Origin of the sequence: Sphingobacterium humi, from assembly GCF_009768885.1 — a bacterium.
Taxonomy (GTDB): Bacteria; Bacteroidota; Bacteroidia; order Sphingobacteriales; family Sphingobacteriaceae; genus Sphingobacterium; species Sphingobacterium humi.
In genome coordinates, this window is the sequence record NZ_WSQA01000002.1 from 357,458 (window position 1) to 371,286 (window position 13,829).

Below are 13,829 nucleotides of genomic sequence, written 5' to 3' on the forward strand. Positions count from 1 at the left end.
TTTTAGAAAATTTTAATAAATATCTTAAAAATTTCTTAAAAATTTGTCCGCAAAGCTTGACATATTTACCCCATTGTAATTGTTTGAACTCATAAATAGCAAATTGTACCCGTTTGACTTAAAAGTATCTAAAAAGCCTTCTAACTCAGTCAATTGCGTAATTACACGAAAGGATGGATGATTGAAAGCGAGAGTTAAACTTGCTTGTATATTATCCAAAACTACATTTTTTTCCTTTAAAAGAGAAATATTGACAAATACGACTGCAAAATCGGATTCATTCATACTATTTGCATACTCTTGGATAAAATGAGCGTCCAGACTGTCATATGCATTTAATTCAATAATAGTAACTAAAGCTTGGTTGGGGAATTGCTCCTTTACCGCATGGATACTGGCCCTTAACTTAGAAGGGGTATGAGCGAAATCTTGGTACACCACGCTTCCATTTTGGCTAGCTACAAACTCTAAATATCGGATGGAGCTTTTGAAATCTTGAATGGCATGATAAAATTCGTCCCTTTTAACGCCTAACCATTCGCAAACGGTGAATGCACCGGCAATATTAGAGAGGTTATGTTTACCGAAAACCTTCAATGGAATGCGTTCCTCTCCATGATGCAGGTAGGTCACGCCTTTGTTGATGCTGTATTCCGGAAGCTTATAGCCATGTCTATTGATTTTAATGTCCATGGTTTTCTCTACAACGCTTCTGGTGCGCTCGTCGTCCTTATTATAAATAAGGGTACCTTTGGGCACGATGGTGCGAATAAAGTCCTCAAACTGCTTATAATAAGCCTCTTGATCCATTAGGGCTTTGAAGTGATCCCATTCAATACCGGAGATTAACGCAATGTTAGGTTTATATTCCAGGAATTTTGAATGCTTATCTACGCTGGAGGCATAGTATTCATCACCTTCAATGATGATTAGGTTATTCTCAGGGTTCAATTGCAGCAGTTTATCAAAACCCTCCAACTGTGCCCCTACTAAATAGTCGAATGATTTCCCTAATTTCTTAAGCACATGCATCACCATGCTGGTGATGGTTGTTTTGCCATAGGTGCCGGCAATGACAACCCGCGTTTTTTCGACGCTTTGCTCGTATACAAACTCAGGGAAGGAATAGATTTTTAAGCCAAGTTCCTGGGCCTTGAGCAGCTCAGGGTTTTTATCGACGGCATGCATGCCTAAAATAACGGCATCGATGTCCTCGGTAATTTTGTCCGGAAACCAGCCCAACTCTTTCGGCAGTAGTCCGGCCTCTAATAAGTGAGATTTGGACGGCTCGACGATTTGATCGTCAGAACCACTAACCTGATGCCCTTGTTCGGCTAAGTTGATAGCCAAATTATGCATAATGCTTCCGCCTATGGCAATAAAATGAATTCGCATTTATTGAGCTTTAGTAAACTTGGCCGCACACCAATTATCGAGCGTTTTCTTATCGTTATATTGGAAACCCACAGACTCGGCCTTTTGTTTGAGGATTTCTAAATCTTCTCCGTCATAAAATCCGGAAAGATAGAGCTCCCCTCCTGCTGGCAGGCAGTCGGCGTAAGTAGCCAACTGATCTAAAAGGATGTTTCTGTTGATGTTGGCTAATACCGTATCCACCTGAACACCTTCAATAGCCTCTTTAGATCCTAGTTTCTCCTTAATCTGTTCGCAATGGTTCAATTGGGCATTTTCACGCACGCTTTCCACGCAAATGGGGTCATAATCTACCGCAAGCAACTCCGTCGCGCCTCTTTTTGCGGCAAGAATAGCAAGAATGCCCGTTCCACAGCCCATATCCAATACGCGTTTTCCTTCAAAGTTATTGTCTAAAATAAATGACAACATCATGGAAGTGGTTTGGTGATGGCCCGTGCCGAAAGACATTTTCGGATCGATAATAATCTGATACGGATATTGAGGTTTATCTTCGTGGAAAGTAGCCCGCACATAGCAGGTATCATCCACTAAAATAGGGTTAAAATTACTTTCCCAGAGTTTATTCCAGTTTTGCTCTTCGATATCCTTCACCTCATAATTAAGGTCATAGCCCTGCACCTCCTGCAACAATACGGTCTCCAAGGCTTGAATATCTAAATTGGCAGCAGGGATATACGCATCGAACCCAGTCGGGTTATCTTCGAAGGTATCGAATCCTATTTCTGCCAATTCAGCGATAAGCAAATCCTTTTGCCAATCTTCAAGAGATGAAGACGTAAAAGTAACTGCTGTGTATTTCATTTGTTATGCATTAAATACATTAATAATCTGCAAGAAATCACGCGATTTCAAGGAAGCACCACCAATAAGGCCACCATCGATATCAGGTTGCGAGAATAGGCTTTCCGCATTTGAAGGGTTGGCACTACCGCCATACAAAATGGTTGTATCGTTGGCTACTGCTTCGCCATATTGCTCGGCCAAGGTTTTACGAATGAAGGCATGCACCTCTTGTGCTTGTTCTGGAGAAGCTGTTAAGCCTGTTCCAATAGCCCAAACAGGCTCGTATGCAATCACTACGTTTCTGAACTGCTCTTCGTTTAAGTGAAAAAGCCCTTTGTTCAATTGGCCTTTCAATAGGTTGAAGAAATCACCAGCTTCACGCTCTTCCTTGGTTTCACCAATACAGAAGATCGGTTTTAATTGCTGACCTAAAGCCGCATCAACCTTTGCTGCTAGCAGTTCATCCGTTTCGCCGAAGTAAGCACGGCGCTCGGAGTGTCCTAATATTATGTAGGTTGCTCCGGTAGATTTTACCTGACTTGCTGAAATTTCACCTGTATAAGCACCAGAAGCGGCTTGATGACAGTTTTGAGAGCCAATGGATACATTGGTTACACCGGCACTTAACTTTGCTAACGCAGGCAAGTGGATATAAGGGCTACACACGACAACCTCTTGCTCGCCACGCACCTCATCTTTTACCATGTTTACAATTTCGGAAAACAAGCTTAAGCCCTGCTCGTAGTCCATGTTCATCTTCCAGTTTCCTGCAACAATGTTCTTACGCATAAATTGATATATTAAGTGTTGATTATTCTATCTCTAATTTCTTTTGTTTCCGCAAATATATGGTTAAAAATCGCCATATCGTGCAGGTTATCCGCTGCACCGGCTTGTTTTCTTCGGGCCAACATGCCGAAGAATTCTTCTAGGATATAAGCCTCTTTTTGTTGATCGGTAAGCCAACAAAAGTCTGGAACAAATTTGGGAATAAAATTCGATATTGCAATCTGGGCGGCACAGCCAATGACGGTACCCGTGGTAAAGGAAGAGTTGATAGCAGCCATGGCATAATCGCCCATCATCAGGCCGCACTTTAACAGTCCGGTATCTCGCAGATTCTCTTCTTTATAATCGTAAAGCATAACCGCTTTCCAGTTGTTCTTTAAATTAGAATTGCTGGAGCCAGCACCCAGGTTACAGCCCTCGCCAATAACGGCGCAGCCCAAATAGCCTTCATGGCCCTTGGCACTGTTTCCCCACATCACCGTGTTATTCACCTCACCAGCAATGGTGCTCCCCGGCCCGATACTCACATTCTCATACAAACGAGCGCCGGTTTTTACCCTTGCGTTCGCGCCAATGCCTACATAGCCTTTCAGGAAACTACCTTCTTCTAACTGGGCGTTTTTTCCAATATAAATAGGCCCCTTTAAACTGTTTAAGCTAACACCTTCTAGTTGTGCCCCTTCTTCCACAAAGAGCCAATCGCCATACAACGCATTGCTTGATGACAAGCTTGCCGAACTCCTCCCCTTGGTTAAGAGCTTGAAATCGGCCAGTAACTGTTCCTTATTATACCTGAATATGTCTTCCGGAAAGTGAATGCAGGAAGGGGAAAAAGATAGCTGTATCGGTTTTAATTGTCGGAGCTCCTTTTCCAGCTGATCGGGGTATCGATCTACCCGCGCCGCTAGCCATCGAGAACCATCCATCAACACTTCACCTAGCTTAAGACTATCCAAGGCTTGCAATAACATCTCTGAGGGCAGTAAGCGCGCATCCAGGATCAATATATCCGCTGCGGGTGATGGATGTAAAGGAAAGGAAAGTTGCAGGTATTCAGCTGTATGGTAGGAAACGGGGCAATGGAAAAGTTTATTCCACTTTTCGTTCAACGTACAGAGGCCTACCCGTAGGTTTCCCACAGGGCGGCTTGCGGTGAAAGGAAATAAATGCTTACGCCAATCGGCATTGTCATATAATACGATGGAATGCGGCATATGTTAAATAAAAGTACATAAAAAAACCCCGATAAGCACATGTTATCGGGATTTTCTTAAATTTCTTGGTAGAAATAAACTTATTTCTTGTTGTAACGGCTGCGGAATTTATCAATACGTCCTGCAGTATCAACCAATTTCATTTTACCAGTGTAGAATGGGTGTGAAGTGTGAGAGATCTCTAATTTCACTAATGGATATTCATTGCCATCTTCCCAAGTAATAGTCTCTTTCGTGTCAACACAAGATTTAGTCATGAAAGCGTAGTCGTTAGACATGTCTTTAAATACAACTAATCTGTAGTTTGATGGATGCAAATCTTTTTTCATTTTATCTTTATGATTACTATATATTCAACAATCGAGGTGCAAAGATAATTTATTTTTCCATTAAAAACAAAAAAGTAGAAATTTTCATTCCACAGGATGTTAATAAATTTTCATTGCAAATTTCAGCAGATGCTTGATGACTGCAAAAATTGGAAAATGCTTTGATTTTTGCAAATAAAAGGGGATAAATTCGTGCTTTTTTCCGGGGAACAGTCGATTAAGTAGTTCAAATTTCCTACTTTTGCCTTTCAATATAAGTTCGAAGAAAAATGAGTATCGGATTATCAGAACAAGAACAACAACGCAGACTTAACCTACAAGGATTGATCGATTTAGGGATCAACCCTTTTCCTGCAGAGGAATTTGAAGTAAATGCCACTGCAGAAGACATATTAGCAAACTACGAAAGAGATAAACTCAACTATAAGAACATCCAATTTGCCGGCCGTATCATGAGCCGTCGTGTGATGGGAAGTGCCTCTTTCATGGAGTTGCAAGATTCAACAGGCCGTATCCAGGCTTACGTGAAGCGCGACGACATCTGCCCTACTGAAGATAAAACCCTTTATAATACTGTTTTCAAGAAATTATTGGATATCGGTGATATCGTTGGTATCCGTGGCTATGTTTTTACGACGCAAACCGGAGAAATCAGTATCCACGTGGAGGAACTTAAGGTATTAACGAAGTCTTTACGCCCATTACCGGTGGTTAAAGAAGCGGAAGGGAAAACCTTTGATGCTTTCACCGATCCGGAACAAAGATACCGTATGCGTTATGTTGACTTAATTGTGAACTCGCAAAACAAAGATATTTTCTTAAAACGTACGAAGCTTTTCAATGCCATGCGCGAGTATTTTAATAACGCGGGTTACATGGAAGTGGAAACGCCTATTTTGCAAGCCATCCCTGGTGGTGCGGCAGCACGTCCGTTCACGACCCACCATAACGCCTTAGATATTCCTTTATACTTACGTATCGCGAATGAGCTTTACTTAAAAAGATTAATTGTAGGTGGTTTTGACGGGGTGTATGAGTTCTCGAAAAACTTCCGTAACGAAGGAATGGATCGTACGCATAACCCGGAATTTACAGCCATGGAGATCTATGTAGCATACAAAGACTACCACTGGATGATGGACTTCACCGAGAAGTTATTGGAGCACTGTGCGCAATCGGTAAACGGTACTACAAAAGCTACCTTCGGTGAGCATGAGATTGACTTCCGTGCGCCATACCCTCGCATCAGCATGACCGACGCGATTAAACAGTTTACAGGCTTTGACATTACTGGAAAATCTGAAACGGAACTTCGCGAGGCTGCAAAAGGCATGGGCATTGATGTGAATGAGACTATGGGTAAAGGGAAATTAATTGATGAGATTTTCGGCGAGAAATGTGAAGGCAACTTCATTCAGCCTACTTTCATTACCGACTACCCTATTGAGATGTCGCCATTAACAAAGAAACACCGTGACAATCCGGAATTGACCGAGCGTTTCGAATTAATGGTTTGTGGTAAAGAGATTGCGAATGCCTACTCGGAGTTAAATGACCCGATCGATCAGCGCGAGCGCTTCGAGGATCAGTTGAAACTTTCTGAAAAAGGCGATGATGAAGCGATGTTTATCGACCAAGATTTTCTACGTGCCTTGGAATATGGAATGCCTCCTACCTCTGGTTTAGGAATTGGAATGGACCGTTTAATTATGTTCTTAACCAATAATGCATCCATCCAAGAGGTGTTGTTCTTCCCGCAAATGCGCCCTGAAAAAGCAGCTAAGGTTGCTTCTGTTGCTGACTATGTAGCACAAGGAATTGCAGAGGAATGGGTACCGGTATTGCAAAAAATGGGATTCCATACCATTGAAGCATTAAAAGAAGCGAACCCTAACAAGGTATTTAATGACTTGGGCGGCATGCGTAAGAAAATGAAACTAGATATTAGTATGCCTACTAAAGATGAAGTAATGGCTTGGTTTAACTAAAACCTATACATTCTCCATCCAACGATACAGAACAGCAACAAGGATAGTCTTGTTGCTGTTTTTTTATGGCCTGCCTATCCCCTGCCATGCTAAACATCCCCTAGCCAAACAAATCCATCCTTCTTAAGGTTTATTCATAGTATTTAAGGATTATTTGAAAGGAAAGCATCATGAAATATCTTTTTGCACCACTGCTATGCAGCATCCTATTTGCCTGTGGCGCTTCGAATAGCAGTACTAAAAAACCGAAAATCGAAGGCAATTGGCGATGGATTAAATCGACGGGTGGCTTTGTCGGAAGAACAACAACACCGGAAAGCAGCAATCAGGAAGTGCATCTGCAGATTAGCAAGGATAGCATCTTTACCTATGAAAATGGGGAATTTAAGGGCGCAGTTCCCTACAACCTTCAGCTAGGCAAGGTCATTGAATCGCAGAAGATGGAATGGCAATTTGAATTTGAAGGTCGTCGCACCGCGGTTTATCAGCAAGACAGCCTTCTGATTCTTAAAGAACAATGCTACGACTGTTTCAACAGAACTTTTGTGAAAATGAAAGAATAAAAAAGCCGGTTCTAAAGTTAGAACCGGCTATAAATACCCGCTAATAGCGGTTTATGCTGTATTTAATTGTTGTTATTTTTTCTCTGCAGCTTCTGGCAACAAGATGAATTTGTACAAACGATCTTCTTTGATGTATTTGTTCGCAACGTCTTTCACCGATTTCACCGTCACTTTACTTAAATCTTCTAAGTATTTAGTAACACCAGCTAAATCTTCGCCGTTTTGGCTCGCAGATACCAATTGGCTCATCCAGAATCCGTTTTCTTTCAAGCTAAGCTCCAATTGACGCTTCTCTTCGATTACGAATTTGTCTAAGTCGGTTTGTGATGGACCATTCGCTTTGATTTTCTTGAACTCATCTAAGGTAGAAGCAATCAAAGATTTGTATTTGTCTACACTGGTTCCAAAGGATACACTTAAGCTGTAGCGACCTTTCGGATATTTCGAATAGCCTATACTTGCTCTCGTGCCATAGATACCACTTTCTTCTTCACGCAAGCGCTCTAATAAGCGAGTGGATAATACTTTCTCTAAAGCGTCCATATTCACGTTCTCCGTATCATTAAAGGTGTAATCACCATAGATTGCGATACGTACATTTGCTTTCGCTTCTTTTCCTTTGTACACCACTTTCTCTACCCCTTTTGCAGGTTCGTAAAGATTTAAGTCTTTGGCGACTTCCTTACGTCCAGTCGACGGTAAAGCGGCTAAATAGTTCTCCAAGTAAGGCTTAATTTCCTCTTCAGTGAAAGAACCTACAATAACGAAGGTAAAGTCGGAAGCGTCTGCAAAGCGTTCTTTGTAGATTTCCAAAGCACGTTGTTGGCTAACATTATCTAATTCCGGTTTACCGAATGGTAAGCGACGGATACTGTTTCCATACAAGGTGTTTAAGGCTGCTTTAGAGTAAACGAAGTTCGGATCGTTATCTCTGTTCGCCAACATATCGATCTGCTTGCTTAAAATACCTTGGAATACATCAGTTTCAATTCTAGGCGCTGTGAAATAACCGTAGATTAATTCGAAAGCCGTTTTTAAACCTTCTTTATCTGATCTTCCGGAAAGACCTTCTGTACGCTCGCCAATATATGGAGAAACGTTTGCTTCTTTTCCGGTCATGTATTTCTGCAATTCGATGGTATTTAACTGACCAACACCACTGGAGTTGATTAGGTTACCAGCAAATGTAGCTGACATATAATCCGCATCTGAATATAAGGAGGTACCACCTGGACTGAAGGCATTGATTAAGATTTCATCGTTTTTGAAAGTAGTAGGTTTCAATAAAACCTTCACACCATTGCTTAACACCAATTCTTTAGTGCCGATTTTAGCAATTTCCTTCTCCGATTTAATGGTTCCTTTTACCGGTTCTTTGGCAAGTAATGGCAAATCAGACACTTTATCATCGTATGCAGTTAACTGCTCATTATCGATATCTTTAAACCATTTATCGATGGTAGCTTCGTTCGGTAGATTAGCTTTTTCAGTCTCTGGAGCCAAGATTACCACATCGCGGTTGTTATCTACGTAGTATTTCTCACCAATAGCAACAACTTCTTTCAAGGTTAAAGTTGGCAATAACTGCTTGGTAATTTCATACCTATCTTCATCACTCAAGGCAGGGCCATCTTTTAGGAAGTGATTTAAATAAGTACCTACGTAGCTATCAGACTTACGCTTATCGCGTTCCACATAATTCGTTTCATTTCCTTTGTTTAACGCAACGATAGCCCGTTGGAATTCCGTATCGGTAAATCCGAATCTGTCAACACGGTCTAATTCACGAACTAGGGTTTTAAAACCTTCTTCAAATGCGCCAGGTTTAGAAACGAAGTATGCCGACATATTCTCTAAACCTCCAAAGAAGTCTTCGATATCGATGCCACCTTGAATAAATGGCGGAGTTGCCGATTGGCTTAATTCTCCCAAACGATTGTTGATCATTTGGGTATAAACGTTCTGCATTAAGGCCAAACGATAATCTCCAACGGTATTGATTTTTTGTTCCTTATGCTTGATGATAATCTGACCTACAGTATAGGTCATTTCCGGATCGGTTACCGCGATAAATTGATTCTTATTCAATAAGTCAATTTTGTATTCCGTACGTGCCTTTGGTTTCTCATTAACACGCATATCTGAGAATAAGCGTTTGATCTCGCTCTCAATGTAAGCTGGATCTACATCACCTACCACAATAAGGGATTGTAAATCCGGACGATACCAATCTTTATGAAACTGACGGATTAACTCCGGTTTAAAGCCCATCACCACTTCTTCGGTACCAATAGGCATACGATCTGCGTAGCGGGATCCGTTCACTAAAGTTTTCATAAACTGGTCGCGCATGCGTTGCATTGCGCCACGGCCACCGCGCATTTCTTCCATGATAATTCCGCGTTCTTTATCAATCTCGGAAGTCTCTAACATGGCGTCCTGTGCCCAGTCACGCATTACCTGCAAGCCATTCTTCAATAACTCAGGATCGTCGGAAGGAATCGGCAATTGATAAACAGTTTCATCAAATCCGGTGTAAGCGTTTAAATCAGATCCGAAACGAACCCCTGCTTTTTGCAAGTAGTTTACCAATTCGTTTTTCGGGAAATGCTTCAAGCCGTTGAAGTTCATGTGTTCCAAGAAGTGGGCTAATCCAGCTTGCTCATCATTTTCAACGATAGAGCCTACTTTCACCGCTAAATACATGGTTACCCTTTTCTCAGGTTCCGTATTTTTACGGATGTAATATTGAAAGCCATTTTTCAACTTTCCGGTTTTCACTTCTTGGTCGAAAGGCAATTTGCTGTCCCATTTTAGGGAATCCTTATGCAGGATTTCTTTGGCTTCCGGGTTTAAGGCACTTGACTCATAAGCCGTTGCTATCTCTGTTGTAAAAGGTAGCAAAAAGGCCAGGGCCAGTGGTTTTAATATTTTCATAATCTCAAATAATTTATCTGAATGGTTTTAATTATTTTACCGCCGCCAATCTACGATAATTTCTTTAGTATTAAAACAAGATTAAGCCTTTTTGGGATAATTTAATTATATTTAACATATGGATTGGAACAGCCTCAAAAGAGATTTTAAACGGCATTTACTATTCGAGCGTGGACTGGCCGAAAACAGCATTTCTGCCTATTTGAATGATGTACAAAAGCTGCAAAGTTTTGCTGAATTAAGACTACTAAATCCATCGAATATCAGCACTAAAGACCTCCAGGATTTTCTCCTTTGGGTTAATGAATTTTCAATCTCCTCTTATACCCAAGCCCGCCTCTTATCCGGCATCAAAACCTTCTATCACTTTATGCAATTGGAGCATAATTTGGAAAATAATCCAGCAGAATTATTGGAGTCGCCACGGATAACCCGAAAGATTCCCGCTGTCCTCTCGATAGTAGAAATTGATGCGCTGATAGAAGCTATAGATTTATCTACGCCGGAAGGTATGCGCAACAAGGCCATCTTGGAATTACTATACGGCTGTGGACTACGCGTATCGGAATTGTGCATCCTAAAGCGTTCGAATCTCTTTTTAGATGTGGAATTTATTAAAGTAGAAGGCAAGGGTAATAAGGAACGCTTGATACCCATTGGACAACAAGCTATCCATTTCCTTAAAATATACTTGGAGGAAGTGCGGGTTCATCAGCCCATAAAACCCGGAAAAGAAGACTTTGTGTTCTTAAACCGTCGAGGTAATCCCCTATCTCGCGTGATGATCTTTTTGATTATTAAAGACTTGGCAGCCAAAATAGGACTTGAAAAAGAAGTAAGCCCCCATACCTTTCGACATAGCTTTGCCTCTCACCTGGTCGAAGGCGGAGCCGATTTACGTGCCGTACAAGACATGCTGGGCCATGAAAGCATTACGACCACAGAAATATATACCCATATCGATAAAGAATACCTACAAAGCGTAATCACACAGTTTCATCCACGGTCTTAATGCAACTATGTTTATTTTAGCTTGCAACTAAATTGCATTTACACTATCTTTGTACCGTGATCAACAAGATATGTCAGTACAAAAAGATAATAGCCAGCATTTGGATGGCTGTTTTGCTGCTATCTTTTGGTTTTATGCTTAGCCATAAGCATGATCACGAAAACACCAACAGCTGTTCCCATAGCCATTGTGACGAAGACAACAGATCAGATGACAAGCATCCTGCAGAAAATTGTAGCTATTGTTTTTTATACTATAGCCAAGCAATCGATGCCCTGCCTTCCTTTCATTGGGAAAGCCAACCCGGCGGTTTTAACACTAACTTCATATACCCGACGACTAGATCACACAATGTCGTTGTTAAACGTTACTTTTCTAAAGGACTACGGGCGCCGCCCCTTGACTGGATTTCCTAGGTAATTCATCAATTTCCAGTTCATTCATGTTCAACATTCATGTCAAAATATCTATTGACGGTTGTTTTAGGTCTTTGTGCATTAATTAGTTATGCACAGTCCTCTTCAACGGTTAGTTTAAGGGGGATTATTGCCGACGAACAGCATCGTCCCTTAGAAAAAGCTACGATCCTCTTGCCCGATTTGCAGCTGCAGACTGTATCTGCAGCCGATGGTTCTTTTGTAATCAAGAACTTAAAAAAGCGCGGATCCGTAAAAATCAGTATTACAGCCCTAGGTTTCCAAAGCTATCAAGCTCGAATTGATCTAGCTAAGGATAGCATCTTGCATATCCATTTAAAGGAAGCTGTTCAGCAACTGGAAGGCATTGCGGTGCAAGGTCGCCAACAAGAACAGCTTACAGCTGTGCAACATCGATTAAAAGCGGAACTCGTAGAAGAATCGAAAGGAAAGCTGTTGGCCGATGTATTTGCTAAGCTAGCTGGGGTATCGGTATTGAATACCGGACAAACCATTGCTAAGCCTGTCATAAACGGTTTACATAGCAATCGTATATTACTTCTAAACCAAGGTGTTAAGCTGGAAAGCCAGCAATGGGGAGCAGAACATGCACCTGAAATGGACGCTTTTGCTGCCGAGCAGTTTGAAGTGATTAAAGGGGCACAGGCGGTTCGCTACGGTGCAGACGCCTTAGGTGGTGTACTGATTGCAAATTCTTCAAAAATAGATCCTCAGCAGGTCAGTGGCCGCATAGATTTGATTGGCCAGAGCAATGGACGTGGCGGCTCTGCAAACGTTCAGCTCGAAGGTGGCACATCCCTCCTTCCCTCCTTAGCCTGGCGTCTTCAGGCCTCAGGAAAGAAATTAGGCAATAGTAAAACGACCGATTACTACTTAGGTAATACCGGTGTAGAAGAGCTTAATTTCAGTGGTACCCTACAATATGCTACCGAACGAAGTGCTTGGGATGTGTACTACTCCCGTTATGCGACTGAAATAGGGATCTTTTATGGTGCCCATGTCGGCACGGTAGAAGATATTCTTACCAGGATTGAAGATGGAAAGCCTTTGGAGGAATATGATTTCACTTACAACATAGCTGCTCCTCGGCAATTGGTAAACCATCAATTGGCTAAGCTTAATTACCAGTATCAGCTGGCTGACGCTTGGAAACTGGAAGCCCAGTATAGCTGGCAACAGAATCATCGTCGCGAGTTTGATATGCGCCGTGCGGTTGCCGATGAAGTTCCTATGTCGAATATGAAGCTCCATAGTCAACAATTGGATGTATTGTTAAAAACCAAATTCCATACGCTTGGCTTGAGCAGCCATGTACAGGTGAACAACAACATCAACGGAACAGGCACTACGCCTATAATCCCCAACTATGACAGCTATGGGTTTGGCCTATTCGGAATTCACGAATACCACTGGGATAAAATAGGCTTGGAGGCCGGATGGCGCTATGACTTCAAGCATTTTGATGCCGCTGGCTATCGTTATCAGTACGCTTCCGAAAGCGATGAGTTACCTCAGCAATACCTTATGGAAGATCAGCGTAACTTCCATAACGTCTCAGGCTCTTTAGGTATGCGCTACAGCATCGATCCGCAATGGACATTTAAATCGAATGCAGGGCTAGCCTGGCGCGCGCCTACAGCGAATGAATTGTACAGCGACGGTGTACATCACGGAGCCGGCATTTATGAAATCGGCAATTTAGACTTAAACCCTGAACGTGGCATTAAATGGGTAAATTCAATAGCACACGTGCAAGAAAAGCTAAATTTCAGTCTTGATATCTTCGGACAATACATCTACGATTATATCTATGCCAATCCTAATCCGGATTCTGTGCGTCAAACCATCCGCGGCACTTTCCCTGTATTTAGCTACACACAGGATAATGCACTATTCTATGGTGCTGACCTGAATGTAGCATGGAACGTTTGGCAAGAGCTGAACTATCATCTTGCCGCGAGTATCGTACGTGCAAAAAACCAGAGCCTGGACAGCTATTTACCTTATATTCCTGCTGACCGCTTTGCACACTCGCTACAATGGTCTTTTGACAAGCATGATCGTACTTACGTTAAATTGACCCATGAGTTTGTAGCGCGGCAAAAGCGGTACCAGCAAGGATCGGATTATACTGCTCCCCCAGCAGCATACCAGCTATTGCATGCGCATGCGCGTAAAACTATCGACCTCCAGAAGAAGCAACTTAGCTTCAGCCTGGCGGTGGAAAATATATTAAACACATCCTATAAAGACTATATGGATCGGTTCCGCTACTATGCACATCGTCCGGGACGAAACATCAGTCTTTCCATCAGTTTACTTTTTTAATTAAAAACCATC

Annotated in this window: 10 protein-coding genes; 4 read left to right on the plus strand and 6 right to left on the minus strand. The window is 42.0% G+C overall.

Annotated elements, in window-relative coordinates; all coding sequences use genetic code 11:
• Positions 1 to 24: 24 nt before the first annotated feature.
• The 5 genes from GQF63_RS03875 to GQF63_RS03895 all read right to left on the minus strand — a co-directional run bounded on the left by GQF63_RS03875 (position 25) and on the right by GQF63_RS03895 (position 4,552).
• On the minus strand, positions 25 to 1,395 hold the full coding sequence (locus GQF63_RS03875) for a UDP-N-acetylmuramate--L-alanine ligase (protein WP_160367793.1): 1,371 nt from the start codon (positions 1,393 to 1,395) through the stop codon (positions 25 to 27).
• Positions 1,396 to 2,238 carry a 50S ribosomal protein L11 methyltransferase gene (prmA, locus tag GQF63_RS03880; protein WP_160367794.1) on the minus strand — a complete coding sequence of 281 codons (843 nt, stop codon included), beginning with the start codon at positions 2,236 to 2,238 and terminating at the stop codon, positions 1,396 to 1,398.
• A gap of 3 nt (positions 2,239 to 2,241) precedes the next feature.
• Positions 2,242 to 3,009 carry a triose-phosphate isomerase gene (gene tpiA, locus GQF63_RS03885; RefSeq protein WP_160367795.1) on the minus strand — a complete coding sequence of 256 codons (768 nt, stop codon included), beginning with the start codon at positions 3,007 to 3,009 and terminating at the stop codon, positions 2,242 to 2,244.
• Between the two features lie 11 nt (positions 3,010 to 3,020).
• Positions 3,021 to 4,223 (minus strand): putative sugar nucleotidyl transferase, encoded by a 1,203-nt coding sequence (locus tag GQF63_RS03890; RefSeq protein ID WP_160367796.1) that lies wholly within the window; start codon positions 4,221 to 4,223, stop codon positions 3,021 to 3,023.
• A gap of 80 nt (positions 4,224 to 4,303) precedes the next feature.
• A complete protein-coding gene (locus tag GQF63_RS03895; protein WP_160367797.1) occupies positions 4,304 to 4,552 on the minus strand; it encodes a type B 50S ribosomal protein L31 in 249 nt (82 codons plus the stop codon).
• Between the two features lie 269 nt (positions 4,553 to 4,821).
• Here GQF63_RS03895 and lysS point away from each other — a divergent pair, with 269 nt between their 5' ends.
• Together lysS and GQF63_RS03905 are read left to right on the plus strand one after the other, a co-directional pair.
• Positions 4,822 to 6,540 carry a lysine--tRNA ligase gene (lysS, locus tag GQF63_RS03900; protein ID WP_160367798.1) on the plus strand — a complete coding sequence of 573 codons (1,719 nt, stop codon included), beginning with the start codon at positions 4,822 to 4,824 and terminating at the stop codon, positions 6,538 to 6,540.
• 170 nt (positions 6,541 to 6,710) lie between these two features.
• Positions 6,711 to 7,103: a hypothetical protein gene (locus GQF63_RS03905; RefSeq protein ID WP_160367799.1), complete on the plus strand. Its 393-nt coding sequence runs from the start codon at positions 6,711 to 6,713 to the stop codon at positions 7,101 to 7,103.
• A gap of 72 nt (positions 7,104 to 7,175) precedes the next feature.
• Here the strand turns inward: GQF63_RS03905 and GQF63_RS03910 are convergent, their stop codons facing one another.
• Complete coding sequence (locus GQF63_RS03910) at positions 7,176 to 10,040, minus strand: M16 family metallopeptidase (RefSeq protein ID WP_160367800.1); 2,865 nt, start codon at positions 10,038 to 10,040, stop codon at positions 7,176 to 7,178.
• Positions 10,041 to 10,158: 118 nt separating this feature from the next.
• Here GQF63_RS03910 and xerD point away from each other — a divergent pair, with 118 nt between their 5' ends.
• Positions 10,159 to 11,052 (plus strand): site-specific tyrosine recombinase XerD, encoded by an 894-nt coding sequence (gene xerD, locus GQF63_RS03915; RefSeq protein WP_160367801.1) that lies wholly within the window; start codon positions 10,159 to 10,161, stop codon positions 11,050 to 11,052.
• A gap of 455 nt (positions 11,053 to 11,507) precedes the next feature.
• The gene (locus tag GQF63_RS03920) at positions 11,508 to 13,817 is read left to right on the plus strand and encodes a TonB-dependent receptor (RefSeq protein ID WP_160367802.1); all 2,310 of its coding nucleotides are present in this window, start codon (positions 11,508 to 11,510) and stop codon (positions 13,815 to 13,817) included.
• Positions 13,818 to 13,829: the final 12 nt, after the last annotated feature.

What these genes read in the sequence shown, in the direction of transcription:
- GQF63_RS03875 (WP_160367793.1), bottom strand. Translation starts at nt 1,395, where the DNA reads ATGCGAATTCATTTTATTGCCATAGGCGGAAGCATTATGCATAATTTG.
- prmA (WP_160367794.1), bottom strand. Translation starts at nt 2,238, where the DNA reads ATGAAATACACAGCAGTTACTTTTACGTCTTCATCTCTTGAAGATTGG.
- tpiA (WP_160367795.1), bottom strand. Translation starts at nt 3,009, where the DNA reads ATGCGTAAGAACATTGTTGCAGGAAACTGGAAGATGAACATGGACTAC.
- GQF63_RS03890 (WP_160367796.1), bottom strand. Translation starts at nt 4,223, where the DNA reads ATGCCGCATTCCATCGTATTATATGACAATGCCGATTGGCGTAAGCAT.
- GQF63_RS03895 (WP_160367797.1), bottom strand. Translation starts at nt 4,552, where the DNA reads ATGAAAAAAGATTTGCATCCATCAAACTACAGATTAGTTGTATTTAAA.
- lysS (WP_160367798.1), top strand. Translation starts at nt 4,822, where the DNA reads ATGAGTATCGGATTATCAGAACAAGAACAACAACGCAGACTTAACCTA.
- GQF63_RS03905 (WP_160367799.1), top strand. Translation starts at nt 6,711, where the DNA reads ATGAAATATCTTTTTGCACCACTGCTATGCAGCATCCTATTTGCCTGT.
- GQF63_RS03910 (WP_160367800.1), bottom strand. Translation starts at nt 10,040, where the DNA reads ATGAAAATATTAAAACCACTGGCCCTGGCCTTTTTGCTACCTTTTACA.
- xerD (WP_160367801.1), top strand. Translation starts at nt 10,159, where the DNA reads ATGGATTGGAACAGCCTCAAAAGAGATTTTAAACGGCATTTACTATTC.
- GQF63_RS03920 (WP_160367802.1), top strand. Translation starts at nt 11,508, where the DNA reads ATGTCAAAATATCTATTGACGGTTGTTTTAGGTCTTTGTGCATTAATT.